Origin of the sequence: Amycolatopsis sacchari, assembly GCF_900114035.1 — a bacterium.
GTDB classification, from domain to species: Bacteria; Actinomycetota; Actinomycetes; order Mycobacteriales; family Pseudonocardiaceae; genus Amycolatopsis_E; species Amycolatopsis_E sacchari.
On the sequence record NZ_FORP01000006.1, the window covers coordinates 1 to 23,612 of the forward strand.

At 71.1% G+C, this 23,612-nt stretch carries 25 protein-coding genes; 11 read left to right on the forward strand and 14 right to left on the reverse strand.

Features of this window, described 5'->3' with window-relative positions; all coding sequences use genetic code 11:
- Nucleotides 1-216: 216 nt before the first annotated feature.
- Both BMZ92_RS12100 and BMZ92_RS12105 read right to left on the reverse strand, forming a co-directional pair.
- Entirely contained in the window at nucleotides 217-1,947 is a 1,731-nt protein-coding gene (locus BMZ92_RS12100) for an ABC transporter ATP-binding protein (protein ID WP_091506275.1), read from the reverse strand.
- Nucleotides 1,938-3,512 carry an ABC transporter transmembrane domain-containing protein gene (locus tag BMZ92_RS12105; RefSeq protein WP_091506277.1) on the reverse strand — a complete coding sequence of 525 codons (1,575 nt, stop codon included), beginning with the start codon at nucleotides 3,510-3,512 and terminating at the stop codon, nucleotides 1,938-1,940. Before BMZ92_RS12105 ends, BMZ92_RS12100 begins: the two co-directional genes overlap by 10 nt.
- Before the next feature lie 66 nt (nucleotides 3,513-3,578).
- Between BMZ92_RS12105 and purL the strand changes: the two genes are divergently transcribed.
- Nucleotides 3,579-5,867 carry a phosphoribosylformylglycinamidine synthase subunit PurL gene (gene purL / locus BMZ92_RS12110; protein ID WP_245783020.1) on the forward strand — a complete coding sequence of 763 codons (2,289 nt, stop codon included), beginning with the start codon at nucleotides 3,579-3,581 and terminating at the stop codon, nucleotides 5,865-5,867.
- Here the strand turns inward: purL and BMZ92_RS12115 are convergent, their stop codons facing one another.
- Nucleotides 5,868-6,398, reverse strand: a complete 531-nt coding sequence (locus BMZ92_RS12115) for a GNAT family N-acetyltransferase (protein ID WP_091506281.1) — start codon at nucleotides 6,396-6,398, stop codon at nucleotides 5,868-5,870.
- Here BMZ92_RS12115 and BMZ92_RS12120 point away from each other — a divergent pair.
- Nucleotides 6,397-6,981, forward strand: coding sequence for a helix-turn-helix domain-containing protein (locus BMZ92_RS12120; protein WP_091506283.1), 585 nt, complete (start codon nucleotides 6,397-6,399; stop codon nucleotides 6,979-6,981). The two genes, BMZ92_RS12115 and BMZ92_RS12120, sit on opposite strands and share 2 nt — an antisense overlap.
- On the opposite strand, the gene BMZ92_RS12125 is transcribed toward BMZ92_RS12120, so the two are convergent.
- From BMZ92_RS12125 to BMZ92_RS12140, 4 genes are all read right to left on the reverse strand, one after another.
- The gene (locus BMZ92_RS12125) at nucleotides 6,975-8,078 is read right to left on the reverse strand and encodes a hypothetical protein (protein WP_091506286.1); all 1,104 of its coding nucleotides are present in this window, start codon (nucleotides 8,076-8,078) and stop codon (nucleotides 6,975-6,977) included. The two genes, BMZ92_RS12120 and BMZ92_RS12125, sit on opposite strands and share 7 nt — an antisense overlap.
- A 126-nt stretch (nucleotides 8,079-8,204) precedes the next feature.
- Nucleotides 8,205-9,068: a lysozyme gene (locus BMZ92_RS12130; protein ID WP_091506289.1), complete on the reverse strand. Its 864-nt coding sequence runs from the start codon at nucleotides 9,066-9,068 to the stop codon at nucleotides 8,205-8,207.
- Between the two features lie 207 nt (nucleotides 9,069-9,275).
- The gene (locus BMZ92_RS12135; protein ID WP_091507026.1) at nucleotides 9,276-10,061 is read right to left on the reverse strand and encodes a lysozyme; all 786 of its coding nucleotides are present in this window, start codon (nucleotides 10,059-10,061) and stop codon (nucleotides 9,276-9,278) included.
- Nucleotides 10,062-10,187: 126 nt separating this feature from the next.
- The gene (locus tag BMZ92_RS12140) at nucleotides 10,188-10,811 is read right to left on the reverse strand and encodes a type VII secretion system-associated protein (protein WP_143249854.1); all 624 of its coding nucleotides are present in this window, start codon (nucleotides 10,809-10,811) and stop codon (nucleotides 10,188-10,190) included.
- A 55-nt stretch (nucleotides 10,812-10,866) separates the two neighbouring features.
- Here BMZ92_RS12140 and BMZ92_RS12145 point away from each other — a divergent pair, with 55 nt between their 5' ends.
- A complete protein-coding gene (locus BMZ92_RS12145; RefSeq protein ID WP_091506290.1) occupies nucleotides 10,867-11,247 on the forward strand; it encodes a sterol carrier family protein in 381 nt (126 codons plus the stop codon).
- Here BMZ92_RS12145 and BMZ92_RS12150 read toward each other — a convergent pair.
- Nucleotides 11,244-12,077, reverse strand: coding sequence for an SAM-dependent methyltransferase (locus BMZ92_RS12150; protein ID WP_091506293.1), 834 nt, complete (start codon nucleotides 12,075-12,077; stop codon nucleotides 11,244-11,246). The two genes, BMZ92_RS12145 and BMZ92_RS12150, sit on opposite strands and share 4 nt — an antisense overlap.
- 171 nt (nucleotides 12,078-12,248) lie before the next feature.
- Between BMZ92_RS12150 and BMZ92_RS12155 the strand changes: the two genes are divergently transcribed.
- The 6 genes from BMZ92_RS12155 to arfB all read left to right on the forward strand — a co-directional run bounded on the left by BMZ92_RS12155 (nucleotide 12,249) and on the right by arfB (nucleotide 17,124).
- Nucleotides 12,249-13,127, forward strand: coding sequence for a helix-turn-helix domain-containing protein (locus tag BMZ92_RS12155; RefSeq protein WP_091506296.1), 879 nt, complete (start codon nucleotides 12,249-12,251; stop codon nucleotides 13,125-13,127).
- 236 nt (nucleotides 13,128-13,363) lie between these two features.
- Nucleotides 13,364-13,603 carry a DUF397 domain-containing protein gene (locus BMZ92_RS12160; protein ID WP_091506298.1) on the forward strand — a complete coding sequence of 80 codons (240 nt, stop codon included), beginning with the start codon at nucleotides 13,364-13,366 and terminating at the stop codon, nucleotides 13,601-13,603.
- Nucleotides 13,587-13,964 (forward strand): hypothetical protein, encoded by a 378-nt coding sequence (locus tag BMZ92_RS12165; RefSeq protein ID WP_091506300.1) that lies wholly within the window; start codon nucleotides 13,587-13,589, stop codon nucleotides 13,962-13,964. The genes BMZ92_RS12160 and BMZ92_RS12165 overlap by 17 nt, the downstream gene beginning before the upstream one ends.
- Before the next feature lie 92 nt (nucleotides 13,965-14,056).
- On the forward strand, nucleotides 14,057-15,583 hold the full coding sequence (gene purF / locus BMZ92_RS12170; RefSeq protein WP_091506302.1) for an amidophosphoribosyltransferase: 1,527 nt from the start codon (nucleotides 14,057-14,059) through the stop codon (nucleotides 15,581-15,583).
- Nucleotides 15,584-15,613: 30 nt separating this feature from the next.
- The gene (gene purM / locus BMZ92_RS12175; protein ID WP_091506305.1) at nucleotides 15,614-16,684 is read left to right on the forward strand and encodes a phosphoribosylformylglycinamidine cyclo-ligase; all 1,071 of its coding nucleotides are present in this window, start codon (nucleotides 15,614-15,616) and stop codon (nucleotides 16,682-16,684) included.
- A 5-nt stretch (nucleotides 16,685-16,689) separates the two neighbouring features.
- Nucleotides 16,690-17,124, forward strand: a complete 435-nt coding sequence (arfB, locus tag BMZ92_RS12180) for an alternative ribosome rescue aminoacyl-tRNA hydrolase ArfB (RefSeq protein WP_091506308.1) — start codon at nucleotides 16,690-16,692, stop codon at nucleotides 17,122-17,124.
- Between the two features lie 3 nt (nucleotides 17,125-17,127).
- Here the strand turns inward: arfB and BMZ92_RS12185 are convergent, their stop codons facing one another.
- On the reverse strand, nucleotides 17,128-18,018 hold the full coding sequence (locus tag BMZ92_RS12185) for an RNA polymerase sigma-70 factor (protein ID WP_091506311.1): 891 nt from the start codon (nucleotides 18,016-18,018) through the stop codon (nucleotides 17,128-17,130).
- Between the two features lie 128 nt (nucleotides 18,019-18,146).
- Here BMZ92_RS12185 and BMZ92_RS12190 point away from each other — a divergent pair, with 128 nt between their 5' ends.
- A complete protein-coding gene (locus BMZ92_RS12190) occupies nucleotides 18,147-18,632 on the forward strand; it encodes a carboxymuconolactone decarboxylase family protein (RefSeq protein WP_091506313.1) in 486 nt (161 codons plus the stop codon).
- Between the two features lie 25 nt (nucleotides 18,633-18,657).
- Here BMZ92_RS12190 and BMZ92_RS12195 read toward each other — a convergent pair whose 3' ends face one another.
- From BMZ92_RS12195 to BMZ92_RS12205, 3 genes are all read right to left on the reverse strand, one after another.
- Nucleotides 18,658-19,548: a Gfo/Idh/MocA family protein gene (locus BMZ92_RS12195; RefSeq protein WP_091506315.1), complete on the reverse strand. Its 891-nt coding sequence runs from the start codon at nucleotides 19,546-19,548 to the stop codon at nucleotides 18,658-18,660.
- 2 nt (nucleotides 19,549-19,550) lie between these two features.
- Nucleotides 19,551-20,411 carry a 3-hydroxybutyryl-CoA dehydrogenase gene (locus BMZ92_RS12200; RefSeq protein WP_091506318.1) on the reverse strand — a complete coding sequence of 287 codons (861 nt, stop codon included), beginning with the start codon at nucleotides 20,409-20,411 and terminating at the stop codon, nucleotides 19,551-19,553.
- Between the two features lie 132 nt (nucleotides 20,412-20,543).
- Nucleotides 20,544-20,729, reverse strand: a complete 186-nt coding sequence (locus BMZ92_RS12205) for a DUF3073 domain-containing protein (protein ID WP_091506319.1) — start codon at nucleotides 20,727-20,729, stop codon at nucleotides 20,544-20,546.
- A gap of 196 nt (nucleotides 20,730-20,925) precedes the next feature.
- Here BMZ92_RS12205 and BMZ92_RS12210 point away from each other — a divergent pair, with 196 nt between their 5' ends.
- On the forward strand, nucleotides 20,926-21,819 hold the full coding sequence (locus BMZ92_RS12210) for a DUF8083 family protein (RefSeq protein WP_091506322.1): 894 nt from the start codon (nucleotides 20,926-20,928) through the stop codon (nucleotides 21,817-21,819).
- A gap of 44 nt (nucleotides 21,820-21,863) precedes the next feature.
- Here BMZ92_RS12210 and BMZ92_RS12215 read toward each other — a convergent pair whose 3' ends face one another.
- Nucleotides 21,864-22,427, reverse strand: a complete 564-nt coding sequence (locus BMZ92_RS12215) for an RsiG family protein (RefSeq protein ID WP_091507031.1) — start codon at nucleotides 22,425-22,427, stop codon at nucleotides 21,864-21,866.
- Between the two features lie 42 nt (nucleotides 22,428-22,469).
- Nucleotides 22,470-23,597, reverse strand: coding sequence for a CAF17-like 4Fe-4S cluster assembly/insertion protein YgfZ (gene ygfZ, locus BMZ92_RS12220; RefSeq protein ID WP_091506323.1), 1,128 nt, complete (start codon nucleotides 23,595-23,597; stop codon nucleotides 22,470-22,472).
- Between the last annotated feature and the right edge of the window lie 15 nt (nucleotides 23,598-23,612).

Here is a 23,612-nt window from a genome sequence, read left to right on the forward strand (position 1 = left end):
GGACACTTCCTGGCCAAGCCAACCCCACACGGCGGCAGCGCCCTTGCCAGTCACCACGCAACCAAACCGGACCATAACCACCAAGCCACAGCCCACCCACACCCTCACACTGAGGCGCCCTTGACGCGGCCGCCCCGCCGTAAAACGATCAGCGACGAAGGGCGGTGAACCGGCAGCCCGCACGGCGACCGGCACCGGCCGCCCACCCGTCACCCCTCAAACATCCACAGAAGCCGCAGCCACCAGCCGAGCGTAGGCCCCGTCAGTGGAGAGAAGTTCAGCGTGCGACCCCAGCTCGCTGATCCGCCCGTCCTCCACGACAGCCACCCGATCAGCGGCCGCCGCGGTGTGCAGCCGATGCGCGATGGCGATCACTGTCCGCCCGGCCAGCACCCCGCTCAACGACCGCTCCAACTGCCGCGCCGACGACGTGTCCAACAGCGACGTCGCCTCGTCCAGCACCACCGTGTGCGGGTCGGCCAGCACGACCCGGGCCAGCGCGAGCTGCTGCGCGACCGCAGCAGGCACTGCCAGCGCCCCGGCCCCGAGCCGCGTGTCCAGCCCGTCCGGCAGCCCGTCGAACCACCCCCGCAGCCCCACGGCTTCCAGCGCCCTCACCAGGTCGGCGTCCTGCCACTCGCCCGCGGGCAGTGTCAGGTTCTCCCGCAGCGTGCCCGCGAACACGTGCTGTTCCTGCGTCAGCAGCAGCACCTCACCACGCAGCACGTCCTCCGGCAGCGTCGACACCTCCGCCCCGCCGATCGTCACCGAACCGGCTCCCGGCGCCGCCACCCCCGCGAGCAGCCTGCCGAGCGTCGACTTCCCCGCACCTGACGGCCCGACGATCGCCAGCCGCTCGCCAGGCGGTACGCGCAGGTCGATGCCGTGCAGCACCTCGCGGTCCGCGGAGTACCCGTACCGCACCCCGCGCACCACGATCTCCCGGCCGTGCGGGCGCCCGTCCCGCCGCCGCTCGTCGCTGCCGCGGACCCCGATGATCCGCCGCAGCGCGGTGCCCGACACCAGCACGTCCTCGGTCCACCACAGCAGCTCCTCCAGCGGCCCCGCGAGCGCCTGGACGTACACGACCATCGTCGTCACCACGCCCAGCCCGACGAGCCCCCGCCCGTACGCCCACGCGCCGAGCAGCAGCATCACCGCGATCGGCAGCACCTGGGACAGCTGCATCCACGGCACCCACCGCACGGACAGGCTCCGCAGCTCACGCTCGCGCCCGACCGCGTCCGCGAGCGCCCGCCTGCCCAGCGCGACGCGGCGCTCGACCAGACCCAGGGCCTCCGCCGTGCGGGCGCCGTCCGCCGTCTCGTGCAGCTGCGTCTGCACGTCGGCCCACCCGCTGAGCATCCGCTCGATCGTCCTGGGCACGCGGGTCCAGTACCACCGGCACGACAGGTACAGCACCGGCACGACGACCAGCAACGCGAGCGACAGCAGCGGCGACGTGACGACCATCGCGACCACCGTGCACGCCACGGTCACGGTGGACACGACGATCTCCGGCACCCCGTTGCGGACGGCGTGGTCCACCCGGTCGGCGTCGGTCGTCGCGCGGCTGAGCAGGTCGCCCGTGCCCGCGGCCTCCACCGTGCTCAACGGCAGCTTCAGCGCTTCGCCCACGAAGGACTCGCGCGTCTCGGCCAGCACGCGCTCACCCAGCATCCCCGCGCGCACCCTGGCGAGCCGCTTCAGCGTCGCCTGCACCACCAGCACGACGACGAACAGCAGCGCAAGCGCCTCGATGTTCGCGTGCCCCGCGACCACGGAGTCCACCAGCCTGCCCAGGATCTGCGGCCCCACGAGGCCCGCCACGGAGGCCAGGCCGAACAGCCCGATCACCCCGGCGAACGCCCCGCGGTGCGTGCGCACCGTGGTGCGCAGCCACGCCCTCGCCGCCCGCGTTGTCGCGAGCGGCAGCTTCACCGGCACGAGATCACCTCATCCGCCACGACCGTCCACAACGGACTCTCCGTGAACACCACCGTCGTCCTGCCCCTCCGCAGTTCCGCGACCCGCTCGGTGATCCGCGCCTCGGTGTGCGTGTCCACCGCCGACGTCGGTTCGTCGAGCAGCAGCACGTCCGCGTCGAGCGCGAGCGCCCGTGCGAGGCTCAGCCGCTGCCGCTGCCCGCCGGAGACCTCGCGGCCCCGCTCGCCGATCACCTCGTCCAGCCCGTCGGGGAAACCGGCCACGATGTCGCCGGCGTCGGCCGCGGCGAGCGCCGCCTCCGCCCGTTCCTCCGGCACCAGCTGCTCCCGCAACGGACCCGAGAACCACAGGTCCTGGTTGTGCGCGTAGACCACCCGCGACCGCAGCTCGCTCAGCGCCACCTGGTCGGCGGGAACTCCCGACACCAGCACGCGCTCGCCGGGCGCCGCGTCCGCGAAGCGCGCCATCCGCTCCGCGAGCTCCTCCGCCCGCTTCCCCGCGTCGATCACCGTCAACTTGCCCGCCACGGCGGTGAAGCCGGTCTCGCTGTCGTGCAGTTCCAGCGGCCCTTCCGGCAGCGCGACCGGCCGCTCCGGCTCGGCCAGCACCGGGCGCAGCGCCAGCACGCCGCAGATCTTGCGGGCCGCCACCAGCCCCGAGGTGAAGGCGTTCGCGAACTCCGTCGCCGTGCTCACCGGGACCACCAGGAACGCCGACGCGGCGTAGAACGTGACCAGCTCGCCGACCCCGATCGTGCCCGCCACGGCCAGCCGCGCACCGAGCCACGTGATCGCGACGGTCACCAGTCCGGGCAGCAGGACCTCGGCACCCACGAGCCACGAGTCGCTGCGGGCCACCCCGACCCCGGCCAGCCGCACCCGCTGGCTCGCGCCGCGGAACCGCTGCGCGAACTGCCGTTCGCCACCGATGCCCCGCAGGATCCGCAGGCCGGACACGATGTCCGAGGCGATGGAGTTCACCTCGGACAGTTCCTCCCGCTGCTCGCCCTTGCGGCGCTGGAGCGGGGCGACGAGCCGGCCCATGCCCAGCACCGCGACCGGCACCCCGACCAGTGCCACCGCACCGAGCAGCGGCGAGGAGAACAGCAGCACGACGCTGACCGTGAGGAACGCCACGACGGACCCGAACATCCTGGGCCCCACCTCGAGGACGTTGCCGATCCGGCCGATGTCGCTGGAGGAGAGGGCCATCACGTTCCCCGTCGCCGCCTGGGCACGCAGCGACGCGCCGAGGCGCGCGGTGTGGTCGGCGATCAGCCGCTGCGCGGTCGAGGAGCCGTGCAGCCAGGTCGTGTGCACCGCGAAGATCAACGCCCCGCCGAAGACCGCCTGCACCACGCCGAGGCCCGCGACGAGCACGATCTGGCCCCAGATCCGTTCACCGCGGGCGATCGCGGTGACCGTGTTTCCGATCACCAACGGCAGCAGCGCGCCCGGCAGCAACCACACCGCGCCCAGCACACAGGCGGCCACGGCCAGCAAGGGCCGGGCCCTGAGCAGGGCGCCGAGGAAGCGCAAGGGGGTGAGCCGGGACGGCAGACGCATTCTGCAAACGGTATGGAGGCCCCGTGTCCAGGTCGACCGAATTTCCCGTCAAGCTACCCTGGTCTGGTGACGGAAGCCCTGGTCATCGACACCACCGCCCGCGCCGCAGCCACTCCGGAGACCCCGCAGCCCTACCGCGAGCTCGGCCTCGCCGAGGACGAGTACGCCCGCATCCGGGAGATCCTCGGCCGCCGCCCCACGGACGCCGAGCTCGCCATGTACTCGGTGATGTGGAGCGAGCACTGCTCGTACAAGTCCTCGAAGAAGCACCTGCGCTACTTCGGCGAGACCACCACGCCCGAGATGAAGGCCAGGATGCTCGCCGGTATCGGCGAGAACGCCGGCGTCGTCGACATCGGCGACGGCTGGGCCGTCACGTTCAAGGTGGAGAGCCACAACCATCCGTCCTATGTGGAGCCCTACCAGGGCGCGGCGACGGGAGTCGGCGGCATCGTGCGCGACATCCTCGCGATGGGCGCGCGCCCGCTCGCGGTCGCCGACGCGCTGCGCTTCGGCCCCGCCGACGCGCCGGACACCCGCCGCGTGCTGCCCGGCGTGGTCGCCGGCGTCGCGGGCTACGGCAACTGCCTCGGCCTGCCGAACATCGGCGGCGAGGTCGTGTTCGACCCGAGCTACGCCGGCAACCCGCTGGTGAACGCGATGTGCGTCGGCGCAATGCGCACCGAGGACCTGCACCTCGCCTTCGCCTCCGGTACCGGCAACAAGATCATCCTCTTCGGCGCGCGGACCGGGCTCGACGGCATCGGCGGCGTGTCCGTGCTGGCGAGCGACACGTTCTCCGGCGAGGAGTCCGCCGGCGGCCGCAAGAAGCTGCCCAGCGTCCAGGTCGGCGACCCGTTCACCGAGAAGGTGCTCATCGAGTGCTGCCTCGAACTGTTCGCCGAGAAGCTCGTGGTCGGCATCCAGGACCTCGGCGGTGCCGGGCTTTCGTGCGCCACGTCGGAGCTGGCCGCGGCCGGTGACGGCGGGATGCGCATCGAGCTGGACCGCGTTCCGCTGCGCGCCACCGGGATGAGCCCGGCGGAGATCCTGTCGAGCGAGTCGCAGGAACGCATGTGCGCCGTCGTCGAACCGTCCAAAGTGGAGGAGTTCCTCGCGGTCTGCCGCAAGTGGGACGTCATCGCCACGGAGATCGGCGAGGTCACCGACGGCGACCACCTGGTGATCACCTGGCACGGCGAGACCGTCGTGGACGTGCCGCCGCGCACCGTCGCGCACCAGGGCCCGGTGTACGACCGGCCCGTCGTCCGTCCGTCCACTCAGGACACCCTGCAGGCGAGCACCACGGCGGGGCTGGCCCGCCCCAGCACCCCCGAGGAGCTGCGGGAGACCATCCTGCGCGTGATCTCGTCGCCGAACCAGGCGTCGAAGGACTGGGTCACCGAGCAGTACGACCGCTACGTGCGCGGCAACACCGTGCTCGCGCAGCCCGCCGACTCCGGCCTGATCCGGATCGACGAGAAGACCGGCCGCGGCGTGGCCGTGTCGACCGACTGCAACGCCCGCTTCGTCTACCTGGACCCGTACCTCGGCACGCAGCTCGCGCTCGCCGAGTCCTACCGCAACGTGGCGACCAGCGGCGCGACGCCGGTGGCCGTCACGAACTGCCTGAACTTCGGGGCCCCCACCGATCCCGGCGTGATGTGGCAGTTCGAGCAGGCCGTGCACGGCCTCGCCGACGGCTGCGCGCAGCTGGGCATCCCGGTCACCGGCGGCAACGTCAGCTTCTTCAACCAGACCGGCGACACGGCGATCCTGCCCACCCCGGTGGTGGGTGTGCTCGGCGTGATCGACGACGTGAAGCGCCGCATCCCGACCGGGATCGGCGCCGAGGCCGGGGAGACGCTGCTGCTGCTCGGCGAGACGCACGACGAGCTCGACGGCTCCGCGTGGGCGCAGGTGGTCCACGACCACCTCGGCGGGCGGCCGCCGAAGGTGGACCTGGAGCGCGAGCGGCTGCTCGCCGAGGTCCTGGTCGCCGGCTCGCGGGACGGCATGATCTCGGCCGCGCACGACCTGTCCGACGGCGGGCTCGCGCAGACACTGGTGGAGACCGTGCTGGTCGGCCAGTGCGGTGCCCGGATCGTCCTCGACGAGGACGTGGACCCGTTCGTGCAGCTGTTCTCCGAGTCGTCGGGCCGGGTGCTGGTGGCGGTGCCGCGGACCGAGGAGCTGCGGTTCACCGAGATGTGCACCGCGCGCGGCCTGCCGTGGCGCAAGACCGGTGTGGTCGACCCGGAGTCCGGCGCGCTGGAGATCCAGGGCGTGACGTCCTTCCCGCTCGCCGAGCTGCGTGAGGCGTGGGAGGGCACGCTGCCCAAGCTGTTCGGCTGATCAGCGCGGCACGAGGGAACGCTGCATCAGCTGGGTGTCCAGCCACTGGCCGTGCTTGTAGCCGACCGCGGTCAGCCTGCCCGCGTCGGTGAAACCCCGTCGGCGGTGCAGCGACGACGAGACGTTGCCCGGTCCCGGGGCGGCGATCACCGCGATCACCTCGCGGATGCCCGCCGCCCCGCACCGGCTGAGCAGCTCGTCGAGCAGCAGCCCGCCGAGGCCTTTGCCGACGGCGTCCGGCGCGAGGTAGATCGAGTCCTCCACCGTCTGCCGGTAGGCGGGGCGCGGCTTCCACGGCGAACAGTAGGCGTAACCGGCGACGGCGCCGTCCAGCTCGCCCACCAGGAACGGCAGGCCCGCACCGGTCACGGCCGCGAAACGGCGCTCCCACTCGGCGAGGTCCGGCGGCTCCAGCTCGAAGGTGGCCACGCTGTGCTCGACGTAGTGCGCGTAGATCTCCGCGACTGCCGGAAGGTCAGCCGCGGACGCTGATTTCACTATAGCGGAATCTGCCACTACTATAGAATACATGGATCTTGTCGCCCTCGGGGAACGCGTCCAGGCCGCCCGTCTGGAACGGGGCCTGACCCTGCAGGCTCTGGCCGAACGCTCCGAGGTGAGCGTGAGCATGCTGTCCTCAGTCGAACGAGGGGCGAAGGCTCCGACGATCGTGGTCCTCGACCGGATCGCGACGGGGCTCGGACTGCCGCTGGCGCAGCTGATCACCCAGCCGGCCCGCCGGATCCTCCGCCGCGCCGCCGAGCAGGACACCGTGCACGAACCCGGCGGCTGGCAGCGCACGGTCCTGACCCCCGTCGTGCCCGGGGTGAACTTCGAATGGATCCGTTCGACGCTGCCGCCGGACTGCGAGGCGGGCACGTACCCGCCGTACGCCACCGGTTCCCACGAGTTCATCGTCGTGCTGGACGGCACGCTGACGCTGACCATCGACGGCGAGGTGGTGATCCTCGGCGAAGGCGACTCCCTGTACCTCGCCGCCGACGTCACGCTCTCCTACGCCAACCACTCCGACGCGCCCTGCACGTACTACGTGGCGGCACTGGTCATGCGGCCGAGGACCCCCGGCCTCGGCCGCATGAAGCCGGCTCAGTAGAGGTCGAACGAGTCGATGCAGGCCTGGTCGCCGACCTCGTCGGTCGAGATGAAGCCGGTCACCTGCTGGCCGCCGACGGTGCCACGGACGCTGCCGAAGCCGATCCCCTCGATGCCCGAGACGTTCGCGGTCAGCTGCGAGCCGCCCGAGACCGCCTTGTCGACATTGGGCTGCACCTCGGAGACGTTGTCCTGGCACACCAGCGCCATCGCACCGGCGCTGTCCTTCCCGTTGACCTTGTCCACGAAGCTCTGGGTCGTCACCTTGTAGGCGTCCGAGGCGATGCTGCCGCCGCTGCTCGACGGCCGGCTGCTGCTGGTGGCGCTGCGGCGCGACGACGGCGGCGTGACCGTCCGGCTCGACGCCTTGTCGGCCTTGAGCGCCAGGTCGTGCCAGCACCACTTGCCGTTCTGCTTCTCCAGCCCGCCGGTCGCGGTGCCGGTGGTGTCGGAGGCGGTGACCGCCGCGACCACCGTCGCCTTGTCACCGTTGGTCTGCACGCTCGTGAGCTTCGCGGTGGAGACGTCCTCGACCTCGTCGATCGCGTCGTTGACGTCGGACTCCGCGTTGGCGCAGACCAGCGCCTTCAGCCCCGCCTTGTCGTGCTGGTTCAGACCATCCACAATGGACTGCGCGAGGGTCTGCGGCCCGGAGTCGCCGCCACCGCCGACGAAGAACCCCGGCTTCCAGAACCCGGTGATGCCCAGCGCCGCCAGCACCACCACGAGGCCGATGCTCAAGCCGATCCACAGCCCCTTGCGGCCCCCGCCGGACGGCGGCGGCTGCTGCCCGTACACCCCCGGCGGGTACTGCCCGGGCGGCGGCGGGTACTGACCACCGCCGGACGGGTCGTAGGCGGGGTAGGGCTGCGTGTAACCCTCGCCCCCGTACGGCTGTTGCTGCCCGTACTGCGGCTGACCGTACCCCGGCTGCTGGCCGTACCCGGGCTGCTGCCCGTACTGCGGCTGTCCCGGCTGCTGCGGGAAACCACCGGAGGACGGGTAGCCGGGCTGCTGCCCGGAGCCTTCCGGTTGCTGCCCGTACGGACCCGGCTGCTGTCCGTAGTCCGGCTGGCCCGGCTGCGGTGGGTAGGTCATCGGCTTCGCCTTTCGCAAGTCACTTCGCCCGCTCGGACGTGCCTGCCCCGGGCCTGGTTCCCGGAAAATACGCGAAAGGGGCTTCTGGTCCGTGTGACCGGAAGCCCCTGTCGACCGAAACGTTGCTCAGTCGGAATTCGTCGCCAGCACCACCAGCCGGTCGTAGGCGCCGTTGAAGACGTCCTGGTCGACGGGGCTGGAGCTGTACTGCCAGAACGTGTAGAAGCCCCAGTTGTAGGGCAGGGTCCCCACGCTGGAGGAGTACCGGGCGACCCACAGCGGGTTGGTCGAGCTGAAGTCGCCGTCCACGCACTGGCCCCACCAGCTCGTGGACGTGTAGATGGTGGGGTACTTGTTCGTGCGCGCGTGGTAGGTGTCGCTGAAGTCCTTGATCCACGCCGTCATGGCGCTCTTCGACTTGCCGTAGCAGGTCGAACCGTAGGGGTTGTACTCCATGTCGAGCGCACCGGGCAGCGTCCGGCCGTCGGGCGACCAGCCGCCGCCGTGGTCCACGAAGTAGTTGGCCTGCGCCGCGCCGGACGAGGTGTCCGGGGTGGCGAAGTGGTAGGCCCCGCGGATCATCCCGACGCCGTACGAGCCGTTGTACTGCTGCGCGAAGTACGGGTTGGTGTAGTCGACGCTCTCGGTGGCCTTGACGTAGGCGAACCGGATCCCCTGGTTCCAGTAGCTCGCCCAGTCGACGTTGCCCTGGTGACCGCTGACGTCGATGCCCGACACGGTCGCGGTGGCGACGACGCCGTCGACGTTCACCCCCTGCGGCCGCCGTGCCGCCGCCTTCGTGTCCGGAGTGGACTGATCACCTTCGACGCGCCGGATCTGCGAGCCCATCTCGTGGTCGTGCTGCGCGACGTACTCGTTCGTCGAGTCCATCGCCTCAGCCTGGGGAGCGAGCAGTCCCGGCACAAGGGCGGCAATCGCCGCCGCGCAGGAGAGCGCGCTGAGCCGCCGTCTTCTCCCGGAAATCGGCATGGTCGTGTCCCTTTCGGTTGCCCTCGCGATGCGGGCGGCCTGGTGCAGGGAGGCCGCCCGAGCGGATTCTTTATGACGACATGCCGACTTGTCACTCACTTCCGGGAAATTCCTGGGTCAGGTCAGGAATTTACGCACGTCGCGACCGTGAGAGCCGACTTTCGTCGTCCTCCCGTTGGTCTAGAGCACGGCTGAGCAGGGCTTCCGTCACAGCCCGAGCGCGAAGTCCCGGAGCCGGTCGGCGCTGCCGTCGAAGAGGTTCTGGTCGCCGGGCAGCGTGCCGCGGTCGGCGAACTGCCAGATCGCCTGCCGGGGCCAGCCGGACGGCAGCGCGCCCAGCTCGGCGTTGTACCGGGCCACCCACAGCGGGTTCGCGCCGAAGCCCGTGTTGCCGCCGGTGCACTGGTTCCACCAGCGGGTCGACGTGTAGATCGTCGGCAGCCTGCCGGTGCGCGTGCGGTAGGTGGCCGAGAAGTCGGCGATCCACGCGCTCATCGCGGCCGCGTCCTTGCCGTAGCACGCGTCGCCGTACGGGTTGTACTCCACGTCGAGCGCGCCGGGCAGGGTCCGGCCGTCGGCCGACCAGCCGCCGCCGTGGTCGAGGAAGTAGTCGGCTTGCGCGGCGCCGGAGGACAGGTCGGGCCTCGCGAAGTGGTACGCCCCGCGGGTCATGCCGACCGCGTACGAGCCGTTGTACTGCTGGGCGAACTGCGGGTTGACGTACCCCGTGCCTTCGGTGGCCTTGACGTAGACGAACCGGCCGCCCGCCTGCCACGCACCGCCCCAGTCGACGGCGCCCTGGTGGCCGCTGACGTCGTGCCCGAGCGTGCCGCCCAGCTGCTGGTACGCGGGGGCGGCCCCCACGCCCTCGACGCGGGCGATCTGCGAGCCGGCGGACGTGGTGCCCGCCTTGCTGTAGTCGGCCGCGGCGGCTTCGGGGGCGAACCCGGTGGTCAGGGCACCGGTCAGGCACAGGGCCGCACCCCAGCGCAGCCGTGTCTTCCAGGAACGCACGGCAACTCCCCTCTCCCTCAGGGAGCAACCATGCCTCTATCGAGCACAGTATGCGAATCGGATGTCACTCATCGGAGTGACGACCGGCGTGTCCTGCTGCGCGCGTTACCGCTGACCCTCACGCGCCAGCGCCTGAACGAGGTGTTCGGCAGGCACCACGGCGGTGACGACGTCGTGGGGGTTGATCGTCACCGGGTGGCCGGCGAGCAGCGGCACGATGTCCCGGCCCAGCACCGCCCGCGCGTGCGGCCACTCCCGCGGCACCAGCGACTTGGACGTGTAGGCGGGCACCATGACCCGGCCGTCGGTGTTGTGGAACCCGATGACCGTGCGCTGCAACGGCGACATCGCGTACACGAACAGCGTGGCGTCGAGGATCACCGGCGGCAGGTCCTCCGCCGGGCGGTGGTTGGTGCGGACCAGCTGCAGCAGCCGCTCGAGCTCGTTGGCGGGCTCGGGGAAGCCGAGCGCCTTGGGCGAGGGGCGGTACCGGTCGTTGGGGTGGAAGTCCTCGACGATCATGCCGCGGCCGTTCACCGGGTACGCGCCGACGACGGCCCAGGAGGGCACGGGACCGTTGGGGTCGAAGGCCTCGTCGATCACGTAGAGCCAGCTGTTCGGGTTGGCCCTGGCGTTGGCGCGCATCTCCTCGGTGATCTTCGGCTTGCCGAGCCTGGCGGTGGTCTGGGGATTCGGTACGAGCCGGTCTGCTTCGTCCCGCTGCGCCATGTTCAACCCCACGTTTCGCGTGCCTTCGTACTGGCCATCACTCTACTGTTCCCCCATGCCCACTTCGCGTTCGGTCGACCCCGCAGAGTTACGTGCCGCGGTGACGGCGATGTCCGCCTGGTTGAGCGGGAAGGAGGAGAAACCGCTGCGGCCCGCGCTGGCCGCCGCGGTGCGGCTCAGCCTACGCGCACTCGCCGAGGACGCGCCGGGAAAAAGCGTGGAGGTCCGCGTGCCGCCGTTCGCCGCCGTGCAGTGCGTCGAGGGCCCCCGGCACACCAGGGGCACCCCGCCGAACGTGGTGGAGACCGATCCACGCACGTGGCTGGAGCTCGCCACCGGCCGTCTCAAGTGGACGGACGCGGTCGAGGCCGGCCGGGTCACCGCCTCCGGCACCCGGGCCGACCTTTCGCACTGGTTACCGATCGTCCCCGCTTAAGGCTTGCGGCCGACGCCGCCGACGATGCACTGGCGGACGGCGTTCAACGGCTGGATCCGCGGGCCGTCCGGCCACCAGTCGTCGCACAGCACCAGGCCCGGCTCGACCATCTCGAGCCCGGGGAACATCGCCTGGATCTCGGCCCTGGTGCGGAACCGGCCGCTGCCCATGGGGCTGTGCACGAACTTCTCCTCCATCTGCCGCGCCAGCTCGCTGAGCTCGGGCTTCTCGGGGTCGAAGAAGTGCGCGATGGCCACGTACGAGCCCGAGGGCAGCGCGTCGACGTAGGCACGCATCAGCTCGGCGGTGTCGTCGCCCAGGTAGTGGTGCAGCGTGCCGATCTGGAACAACGCGATGGGCCGCGAGAAGTCCAGCTCCTTGCGGACCAGCTCGTGCTCCAGCACCCGCGGTGGGTCGAAGATGTCGGCCTCGACGAGGTGGGTCTGCGCGTTCTCCTCCAGCAGCGCGCGGCCGTGCGCCAGCACCACCGGGTCGTTGTCGGCGTAGACGACGCGGGCCTCGGGGTTGACGCGCTGCACGACCTGGTGGGTGTTCTCGGCCGTCGGCAGGCCGGAGCCGAGGTCGAGGAACTGGTCGATGCCCGCCTGCATGGCGAGGAACCGGCAGGACCGGATGAGGAAGTCCCGGTTGGCCCACGCGAGGTCGTTGACCTGGGGCGCGACGGTGCGGACCTGCGCGAGGACCTGGCGGTCGATCTCGTAGTTGTCCTTGCCGTTGAGCGCCGCGTCGTAGACCCGGGCGATGCTCGCGCGGTTCGGGTCGACCCCGACGGGAACCGAACTGGGGTATGGGGCGGTGGCACCGGACATGGGACACACTCCCGGGCGGTCGAGTTTCGTGCTGGCGGCCTGGTCGGATCCACGTAGCGTAATCGGGCAAGTCGCGCTGGTAAATCCTGCTGCGCACTTGACCGCGTCCGGCCGCGGTGTACCTTCGGATGCTGGGTGTTTTCTCCCGCTCCCCGAATTCAGGAAGGTCCTATGGCTCCGGTCGACGCTTCCGGCTTCGAGCCGGGTACCGGCCCCACGGCACGGCGGATGATCCTGGGCACCCAGCTGCGCAGGCTGCGGGAGGCCGCCGGGGTCACGCGGGCGCAGGCGGCGTGGGAGATCCGCGCCTCCGAGTCGAAGATCTCCCGGATGGAGCTGGGCCGCGTCGGCTGCAAGGAACGCGACGTGGTCGACCTGCTCACCATGTACGGCGTGCACGACCCCGCCGAGCGCGAGTGGGCCGTGGAGATGGTCAAGCAGGCCAACAAGCCCGGCTGGTGGCGGAGCTTCAACGACACGCTGCCCAACTGGTTCGACAACTACATCGGCCTCGAAGAAGCCGCGACGCGGATCCGCACGTACGAGCTGATGTTCGTGCCCGGCCTGCTGCAGACCGAGTCCTACGCCCGCGCGGTGATCTCCCGCGGCAACCCCGACACCGCGGACCCGGGTGTCGAAGGCCGGGTCGCGATCCGCATGCGGCGGCAGAAACTGCTCACCGGCCCGAAACCGCCGCGGTTGTGGGCCGTGCTCGACGAAGCGGTGCTGTACCGGCCGGTCGGCGGGATGGCGGTGCTCAAGGAGCAGCTGGAGCACCTGCTCGAAGTCATCAAGCTGCCCACCATCTCGCTGCAGATCGTGCCCTTCGACATGAGCGGGTACGCGGTCGAAAGCGCTTTCTCGCTGCTGCAGTTCGCCGAGCCCGAACTGCCGAACATCGCCTACCTCGAGCACCTCAACGGGGCCAGCTACCTGGAGAAGCCCGACGAGCTCGAACTGTACGGCCGCGCCTTCGACCGGCTCACCGTCGACGCGGAAACACCCGATCGAAGCAGGCAGATGCTGATCAAGCGGATCGCGGAGATCTAGTCACCCTTTTCGTGACATTCGGTTAGATCTCTTCGCCGCTGACTGCCGATTTCTTCACCCATCCGAGTGGGTATCGAACGGCCTAACCCGGCGGTGGTACGCAGGCCGTATCCACTTCTGCACGTGCATCGACTCGTGCATTTACCCGTGCACCCATTGACTGGTAGCTTCGCCTTCACGTTCAGATGCACGTGCATCTGCACTACCAGACCAGTCGATCGGGGAGGCTGCGGACGATGGCGAAGCGATACGCGAACGGCATGCCGGCGACCGACATCGCCGGTGTCAGCTGGCGCAAGAGCAAGCGCAGCGGTGCGATGGGCAACTGCGTCGAGGTGGCCGAGCTCGGCTCCGGCGAGATCGCCGTCCGCAACTCGCGCTTCCCGGACGGCCCCGCCCTCGTCTACACCCGCGCCGAGATCGCCGCGTTCGTCGCGGGCGCGAAGGACGGCGAGTTCGATGACGTACTCCGCTGAGCAGACCTCCGTCGAGGCGCGGTTGCTGGACCTCATCGACCGCGGCTACAAGTTCCTCCACCCCTGTGACGCGGACGGCAACGTGGTCACCGTCGTCGGGATCCGCGCGCACGGCTGCGTGATCGACGTCATCCGGCTCGACGCCGAGGACGACGCCGTCGCGACCCGCCTGCCCGGCGACGAGCAGGACGTCCTCGCGCCCCGCAAGCTGCTGTGGCGCTGCCGCGGCTCCGCCCACGACGTGCTCGACGAGCTGCTCGCGCTGGCCGACGACTACGGCGCCGACCGGGCGAAGCCCATCCCCGGCTGCTGGGTTCCCGGGGAGCACGGCCGCGCGAAGTGGCTCGCCGCGTCCTCGTGAGGGAGCCGAAGGTCACGTCGGCCGTGATCTCGGCGGGGGCGGGATCCACCTACACTTGAGTCGGCCTGCCCTCGTCTCCAGGGAGCACATTCGTGGTTTCCTCCGACCACAGTCCGATCGACCAGCCCGAGAACGAACCCAGGGAAGAATGCGGCGTCTTCGGGGTCTGGGCACCCGGTGAAGAAGTCGCGAAGATGGCCTACTACGGGCTGTACGCGCTCCAGCACCGCGGCCAGGAAGCCGCGGGCATCTCGGTGTCGGACGGCAAGCAGATCGTGGTCTTCAAGGACCTGGGCCTGGTCAGCCAGGTCTTCGACGAGCAGGTGCTGTCCTCGCTGCAGGGCCACATCGCCGTCGGGCACTGCCGGTACTCCACCACCGGCTCTTCCACGTGGGAGAACGCCCAGCCGATGTTCCGCACGACGGCTACCGGCAGCGGGCTGTCCTTCGCCCACAACGGGAACCTCGTCAACACCGCGGAGCTGCGTGACCGCACCCGCGAGCTGGGGGTCAAACCCCACGCCGGGCTGACCGGTTCGTCGAGCGACTCCGACCTGGTCTGCGGGCTGCTGGCACAGGCCGCCGCGGACAAGGGCATCGAGGCCGCCGCGCTGGAGCTGCTGCCCACGCTGCGCGGCGCGTTCTGCCTGGTGTTCTCCGACGAGGAGACCCTCTATGCCGCCCGCGACCCGCACGGCGTGCGCCCGCTGGTGCTGGGCAGGCTCGAACGCGGCTGGGTCGTCGCGAGCGAGACCGCCGCACTGGACATCATCGGCGCCTCGTTCGTCCGCGAGGTCGAGCCGGGCGAGCTGATCGCGATCGACGCGGAGGGCCTGCGGTCCTCGCGTTTCGCCACCCCCGAGCCCAAGGGCTGCATCTTCGAGTACGTCTACCTCGCGCGGCCGGACACCTCGATCGCCGGGCGCAGCGTGCACGCCACCCGCGTCGACATCGGCAGGCGCCTGGCGCAGGAGAACCCGGTCGACGCGGACCTCGTCATCCCGGTGCCCGAATCCGGCACCCCGGCGGCGATCGGGTACGCGCAGGAGTCCGGCATCCCGTACGGGCAGGGCCTGGTCAAGAACGCCTACGTCGGCCGCACGTTCATCCAGCCGTCGCAGACCATCCGGCAGCTGGGCATCCGGCTCAAGCTGAACCCGCTGCGCGACGTGATCCGCGGCAAGCGGCTGGTCGTGGTGGACGATTCGATCGTCCGCGGCAACACCCAGCGCGCGCTGGTGCGGATGCTCCGCGAGGCCGGCGCGCTGGAGGTCCACGTGCGGATCGCGTCGCCGCCGGTGCGCTGGCCGTGCTTCTACGGCATCGACTTCGCGTCGCGGGCGGAACTGGTCGCCAACGGCGCGGACCTCGACGGCATCCGCCGCCTGATCGGCGCCGACTCGCTGGGCTACGTGTCGCTGGACGGGCTGATCGCCGCGTCGGAGCAGCCGAAGTCACGGCTGTGCACGGCGTGCTTCAGCGGCCAGTACCCGATCCCGCTGCCCGATGACGCGCTCATCGGCAAGCACCTCCTCGAAAGCCTCGAAGGGACCGATGGTCCGGCCCGGCCCGTCACCCAGGCCGGGTACGGTGCTGGGGATGCCGTCCGGCGTCCCTGAGCCGAAAACCGAGTCTGGAGTCCGCTTGCCGTGAGCGAGTCCACGAACGCCACGTACGCCGCCGCCGGTGTCGACATCGAAGCCGGTGACGAAGCCGTCGAGCTGCTGAAACCGCACGCCGAGCGGGCGAGCAGGCCGGAGGTCCTCGGTGGGGTCGGCGGGTTCGCCGGGTTGTTCTCGCTGAAGCTCGACCGGTGGAAGGAGCCCGTGCTGGCGTCCTCGACCGACGGCGTGGGCACCAAGATCGCGGTGGCGCAGGCGCTGGACAAGCACGACACGGTGGGCATCGACCTGGTGGCGATGGTGGTCGACGACCTCGTCGTCACCGGCGCCGAACCGCTGTTCCTGCAGGACTACATCGCCGTCGGCAAGGTGGTGCCGAAGCGGATCGAGGCGCTGGTCGGCGGTATCGCCGAGGGCTGCGTGCAGGCGGGCTGCGCCCTGCTGGGCGGGGAGACCGCCGAGCACCCCGGCCTGATGGGCGAGCACGACTACGACCTGTCGGCCACCGGCGTCGGCGTGGTCGAGGCCGCCGACCTGCTCGGCCCGGACCGGGTCCGGCCGGGTGACGTCGTCGTCGCGATGGGCTCGTCCGGGCTGCACTCCAACGGCTACTCGCTGGCCAGGCACGTGCTGCTGGAGATCGCGCGGATGCCGCTGGAGGGCCACGTCGAGGAGTTCGGCCGCACCCTCGGCGAGGAGCTGCTGGAGCCGACCCGGATCTACGCCAAGGACTGCCTCGCGCTCGCCGCGGAGGCGGAGGTGCGGACGTTCGCGCACGTCACCGGCGGTGGCCTGGAGGCGAACCTCGCGCGCGTGATCCCGCGCGGGCTGGTCGCCCAGCTCTCGCGCGACACGTGGACCCCGGCGCCGGTGTTCGCGCTCGTCGCGCAGCGCGGCAAGGTCGAGCGCGCCGAGATGGAGAAGACGTTCAACATGGGCGTCGGCATGGTCGCGGTGCTCGACGCCGAGGACGCCGACCGCGCGCTCGCCGTGCTCACCGCGCGCCACGTGCCGGCGTGGGTGCTGGGCGAGGTGCGGGCCGCCGAGGACAGCGACGGCCCGCGTGCCGTGCTGTCCGGGGACCACCCCCGCTTCTGACCGCCGTGCCGCTCGACGCCGATCTCGTGGTCACCCGGCGGTTCGTGATCCCGCCGGGTGAGCTGGGTGAACGCTTCTCGCGGTCCTCGGGGCCGGGCGGGCAGGGCGTCAACACCACCGATTCGCGGGTCGAGCTGTCGTTCGACGTCGCGCGGTCGCCGTCGGTCCCGGAGGACCTGCGCTCGCGGCTGCTCGCCCGGCTCGCGTCCCGGCTGACCGACGGCGTGCTGACGATCGCGGCCAGCGAGCAGCGGGCGCAGCTGGCGAACCGCGAGGCTGCCCGGCTGCGGCTGGTCGCGGTCCTGCGGGACGCGGCCGCCCCGCCGCCCCCGAAACGCCGCCCCACCAAGCCGACGCGCGGCTCGAAGGAGCGGCGGATCGCCGAGAAGAAGCGCCGCGGCGAGGTCAAACGCGGGCGGCGCGGCCGGTTCGACGACTGACGGTCAGCGGCGCAGCGCGGTCTCGCGGTCCATGTGCGACAGCTTGTCGGGGTTGCGCACGGCGTAGAGCCCCGTGACCTTCCCGTCGTCGATGCGCACCGCCAGCACGGTGTCGACCTCGCCGTCCTGCTGGAAGACGAGTGCGGGATAGCCGTTGACCTGGGCAGGCCGCAGCGTCCCCAGTTCCGCGAGCCGCGGCAGCCCGGCGACGAGCAGGCGCGCCACCTTGTCGGCCCCGACGACGGGCCGCGGCACGGCCTGCTTGATCCCGCCGCCGTCGCCGAGGAACACGACGTCGGGCGCGAGGACGTCGAGCAGCCCGCGCAGGTCCCCCGTCTCGGTCGCCCGCTGGAACGCTTCGAGGGCGCTGCGGGCTTGAGCTGCCGAGACGTCACCGCGCGGCCGCCGCGCCGCGACGTGTTCCCTCGCCCGGTGGGCGATCTGGCGGACCGCGGCCTGGCTCTTGTCGACGGCTCCGGCGATCTCGTCGTAGTCCAGCGCGAACACCTCACGCAGCACGAACACCGCGCGTTCGGTCGGCGTGAGCGTCTCCAGCACCAGCAGCATCGCCATCGAGACGTGGTCGGCCAGCTCGACGTCCTCGGCGACGTCCGGCGCGGTGAGCAGCGGTTCGGGGAGCCAGGTCCCGACGTAGGACTCCTTGCGGCGGCCCAGCGTCCGCAACCGGCCCAACGCCTGGCGGGTGGTGATCTGGACCAGGTACGCGCGCTGGTCCCGCACGGTCTCCTGGTCGACCCCGGTCCACCGCAGCCACGTCTCCTGCAGCACGTCCTCCGCGTCGGCGGCGGAGGAGAGCATCTCGTAGGCGACGGTGAACAGCAGGTTCCGGTGGGCCAGGAACGCCTCGGTGGCGGGGTTCGCGCGCTCGTCCATACCCACCAGATACCGGTCCCCGCCTTCCTGTGACACCGGTTCGCTGTGGCGCCCGTCACTGTCACACCCGATCCGCGGCCGGCATCTGGTGGTCGTCCGGAACGGAACACGAAGTGAGGACGGAAGCGATGGAACCCCGGTTCGACCTGTTCAGCAACGAGATCGCCGGCAAGTTCACCAAGCGGTTCGCCAACACCGGCTTGGTGCTGCACAACTCGACGCTGCCGCGCGCCACGCAGGAGCTGGTTTCGCTGCGGGCCAGCCAGATCAACGGCTGCGGCTGGTGCGCCGACATGCACACCAAGGAGGCCGCGGCCGCCGGCGAGACCGCGGTCCGGCTCAGCCTCGTCGCCACCTGGCGCGAGTCGACCGTGTTCACCGAGGCCGAGCGCGCCGCGCTCGCACTGGCCGAGGAGGGCACCCGCCTGGCCGACGCGTCGCCCGGCGTGTCGGACGAGACCTGGGCGCAGGTGCGCAAGCACTACGACGACGACCAGGTCGCCGCGCTGGTGTGCCTGGTCGCGCTGATCAACGCGGCCAACCGGCTCGCCGTGATCGTGCACCAGCAGGGCGGTTCCTACGAGGTCGGCGCCTTCGCCGCCGCGGTGAGCTGACCGCCCCGCTCCGGGTCGCCGCGGCTCAGGCCCCGGCGACCTGGAGCACGCGGTGCAGGATGCGCTGGACGTGCAGACCCCGGCGGACGTCGCAGGGGTGCGTGGTGGTGCCGGTGGCGATCATCGCGGCGAAGTCGTCGAGCAGCGCGGTGAAGCGCTCCACGCCGGGCACCGGGCGCCGCTGCAGCGCGCGGTAGCCGTGCTCGCCGTAGACCGCGATCTCGGTGACCGAAGGCTCGATCGGCAGGTTCATCGACAGGGTCGCGGTGCTCGTCGCCCCGCCCTCGTGCGCGAACACGAGCTGCCACAGGTCCTGCGGCGACCGGTGCGCGGCCAGGACGTCGGTGATCGGGCCCAGTGCCGCGTCGAGCAGATCGACGACGTGCGGGCCGACGTCCGCCAGCGCACCGCTGTCGTGCCGCCACGGCGACGCGCTGTACGGCCCGGCCAGCAGCGCACCCGACAGCCAGCGCGCGCCGCCGCCGGTCCAACCGCCGACGGCCGCCAGGTCTTCGAGCCATTCGCGTGTCTCCACCGCGTACCGCAGCGTGAACACGACCAGGCTCGCCACCCCGGCGGACACCACGGCGTCGGTGAGCTGTTCCGCCGCGGCCAGGTCCGGCGCGATCGGCTTCTCCAGGATCACGTGCTTGCCCGCCTTGGCGGCTTCGAGCGCCAGCTCGGCCTGCACGGCGGGTGGCACCGCGAACGCGACCGCGTCCACCTGGCCCAGCAGCTCCTCCAGCGTCGAGGACACCGAAGCGCCGTGGCTTTCGGCGAGTTCGCGGGCGGCGTCGGGACGGCGGGCCCAGACCGTGGTCAGCGTCGTTCCCGGGTGGTCGGCGATGCCCGGCGCGTGCACCCCGTGGGCCCACGGCCCGGCGCCGACGAGACCGATGCGCAGCTGCTCGTCCATGCTCACTCGTAGCTGTAGAAGCCGCGGCCGCTCTTCTTGCCGAGCAGCCCCGCGTCCACCATGCGCAGCAGCAGCGGCGGCGCCGCGTACAGCGGCTCCTTGAACTCCTCGTACATCGAGTCGGCGATAAACTTGACCGTGTCGAGGCCGATCAGGTCGGACAGCCGCAGCGGGCCCATCGGGTGCGCGGTGCCCTTCTCCATGCCGCGGTCGATGTCCTCGGCGGTGGCGAAGCCGGACTCGACCATCCGGATGGCGGAGAGCAGGTACGGCACCAGCAGGGCGTTGACGATGAAGCCGGCGCGGTCCTGCGCGCGGATCACGGTCTTGCCGAGCATGGCGGTGGCGTGCTCCTCGGCGCGCTTGACCGTTTCCTCGCTGGTCAGCAGCGACGGCACCAGCTCGACGAGCGGCAGCACGGGCACCGGGTTGAAGAAGTGGATGCCGAGGACCTGTGCGGGCCGCTCGGTGGCGCGCGCCAGCTTCACGATGGGGATCGACGACGTGTTGGAGGCGAGGATCGCGTCCGGCCGCCGCACCACCTTGTCCAGCGAGCGGAAGATGTCGACCTTCGCGGCCTCGTTCTCCACGACGGCTTCCACGACGAGGTCACGGTCGGCGAAGGACTCCAGTTCCGTGGTGAACCGCAGCCTGCCCAGGACGGCTTCGAGGTCGGACTCGGCGAGCTTGCCGCTGCGGACGGCACGCTGGAGCGACTTCTCGATGCGCCCACGACCGGCGTCCAGCGCTGCCTGGCTGACCTCGGTGACGACGACGTCGGCACCCGCTCGCGCGTGCACCTCCGCGATCCCCGAGCCCATGAGCCCGGCGCCGACCACACCGACGCGCTGGATGTCCGCCACGAAAACCTCCTTGTTCAGGTGGCCTCGCAGCGAGGTGTCCGCGAGGCGCCGGTCAACCGACCCAGGGCACCACGAGGAACGAGGGCGGGTTCCGGAAGCTCCCCGGAGCCCACCCTCGTGCCTCGTCGGACGTCAACGACGGTAGTCGTCGTACTCGTCCGCGTACGGGTCCTCGTACTTGTCGTCCTCGTCGTGGGAGTTCTGAGAGGATTTACCTGACAGCTCGCGCTGCAAAGCATCGAAGTCCGTGTCGTGAGTGCTGTATTTGAGCTCCCGCGCCACCTTCGTCTGCTTGGCCTTAGCCCGGCCGCGCCCCATGGCTCGACCCCCTCGCACAGGGACGGGGCGGCCGGGGGAAACGGCGGCCCCGTATCGTTCGACAACTATTTCCTGTCCACACCGTACCTTGTCAGAGGGGGAGAATGCGACGTGGCATCTCCTCTCGTGGCGAGTGTCTCTCCGGGTTCGCGTGGTCGGTGCACCGGGAAGTCCGCCGACGTGCCACGATTCAACCGTGCTCCGACCGATCGTGGCCTACCTGAGGGTGTACGAGCCCCTGTCCGCCTTCGGCGAACCCCCTTCTGAGCAGCTGGAGAAGGCGGTCGAGGCGGCGACGCTGTCGCGGGCCACGGTGGGCGAGCGCGAGCAGTGCATGTGGCTCAAATCACAGGTGGCCGTGCCGGTGCGGCTGTTGCCCGCCGAGCTGGCCAACGGCAAGCCCGCGCCCAGCACCGGAACCGACGTCCTGGTGCTCGACCCGGAAGACGTGCCCGGCGAGGTCGGCCCGGGTCCGCTGGTGTGCCCGCTGGAACTGCGGGCCCGCTCGGCGGCCGCGCTGGTCGGCTTCCTGGGGGACGCGCCACCCGCGCTCGCCGCGACGGTCCTCGACGCGAGCGGGGTGACGCCGGAGAAGGTGCGCTCCAGGACGACGGCGGCGCTGGGCGGCCTGCCGAAGGCCGCGGTGCACGTCCTGTCGACGACGTGGACGGTGCCGCTGCCGTGGTTCGCACTCGTCGACCCGGCGGAGCGCAGGCTGAACCTCGGCACCGGCCAGGACGACCCGGCACGCGAGTTGTCGTGGCGCGTCTCGATGTCCGACGCGCTGACCCGCGCGGCGGAGGCGAGGGAACTGGTCGAGAACACCCTCGGCGATTCGGGTCCGGCGAGGATCCTGGAGGAGACCGAGCGCTGGCTGACGAACTTCGACCCGCGCTCAGCGGTCGAGCTCGACTACGGCGGCCTCGTGCAGCTGATCGCCGACCCGATCCTCGAGTCGGACACCTCGGCCGAAGAGGTGCACAGCATCCTGGACGCCCTGCGCACCGGCAACGTCGAGCAACTGGCAGAGCTGTTCAACGACCTCCGCGAGTACTGGAGCGAGCTGGCAGCACGGGAACACTTCAACTAGCAGCACGACGCGAGCAGGGTGGCCCCCAAGCAGGGCCCCAGGATTCAATCCTCGTCGCGGGCTCGTTCCGCGGCCAGCAGGTCGTCCACCGAGGCCACCCGGTCGCGGTACCGCGTGGCGATCTCCGAGTTGAACAGGTCGACCACCGCCTGCACCTCACGGCGGCGGGCCGACACCGAGGACTCCTCCTCGCCGTACACGCGCAGGGTCTCGGCCAGCTTCTCGTCCGACAGCGCGCCCACGTCGGTCAGGTCCGAGTTGCCGACCAGCGCCTCCGCCTGCCGCCGGTGCTCGCCGGCCCGCGACGGCTCCAGCGGCTGGTGCCGCCCCGAACCCCGTGGCCGCAGCGCGTTGTCGGACAGGATGGTGGCCAGCTGGTCCACGATGCTGCTCTGCCCGCCGGTGCTGCGCCGCCGCTGCTCGGCCTTCACGATGTCGATGCGGGCGTGCAGGAGCCGGCGCAGGTACGACAGGTCCGTCTCCTCCTGCGCGGCCTCGTCCCGCCGCTCCCGCAGCTCCTCCAGCGAGAGCGCGCCGGGGTCGCGCACGTAGGCGGGGTCCAGGACGCGGTCGATGCGACGACGTCCACCCGGCCGGACTTCGATCACGCGCACATCCTGCTCCATCGGGCGGCGTGACGCCAGGGCGGGTCAGCCCCGCAGCCGCGCCGCGGCCTCCCGGCCCGCACCCACGTGTTCGACCGGTACCGAGTCCGGGTCGATGGCAGCCTGCACCACCCTGTCCTCGTCGCCAGCCAGCAGTTCAGCTTCCATCGGCGTCGACCGCTTGAGCAGCGCCAACGCCACCGGGCCCAGCTCGTGGTGCTGCGCCACGCTGCCGACGCGGCCCACCACCCGCTCGCCGAGGCGCACCGGGTCCCCGGTCTCCGGGTAGACCTCGGGCGAACCGTCGAGGTGCAGCAGCACCATCAGGCGCGGGGGACGGCCGACGTTGAAGACCTTCGCCACCGTCTCCTGCCCCCGGTAGCAGCCCTTCGCGACGTGCGCGGCCGAGCCGATCCAGCCGACCTCGTGCGGGATGGTGCGCTCGTCGGTGTCCACGCCCATTCGGGGCCGCAGCGACTCGACGCGCAGCGCGTCGAACGCCCAGCTGCCCGCCGGGCGCGCGCCCGCGTCGGTGATCCGCCGCCACCAGCCGGCCAGCTCAGCCCTCGGCACCACGAGGTCCACGCTCGACCGCCCCGGCCACGGCATCCGCCGGGCGAACCCGCCCTCCAGCGGCGACACCGCGTACGGCTCCGCGCCCAGCGAAATGTCCAAAGCGGACAGCACGCGGTCGGTCTCCGGGCCCAGCAGGGTCAGCACCGCGAGCTCACCCGTGACGTCGGAGATCTCGACCTTCGACCAGAACTTCATGGCCTCCAGGTACTCGCGCAGCGTCTGCGGCCCGCCCTTCGGCAACGCGCTCGTCGCCTTCGCGCCCGGGTCGGAGTCGAGGTACACGGCCTCGCCGACGTGGGCGAGGACCATGTGCGTGTCGATGTGGCCCTGGCTGTCGAGCACCAGCGCCTCGGTGCCGCTGCCCTCGGCGAGTTCCGTGACGTGCTGCGAGATCACCAGGTGCAGCCACGACAACCGCTCCGGCCCCGCCACCTTCAGCACCTCGCGGTGCGAGCGGTCCACGACGGCGACACCGCGGGTGGCGGTGCGCTGCTCGGCGAACGGGTCACCCCAGTGCCAGGGCACCCCCTGTTCCGGGTTGCCGTCCGGGGCGGCGACCGCGCCAGGAGCCTCGAGGAGCGGCGACAAGTACGTCATGCCTCCGATGTTAGG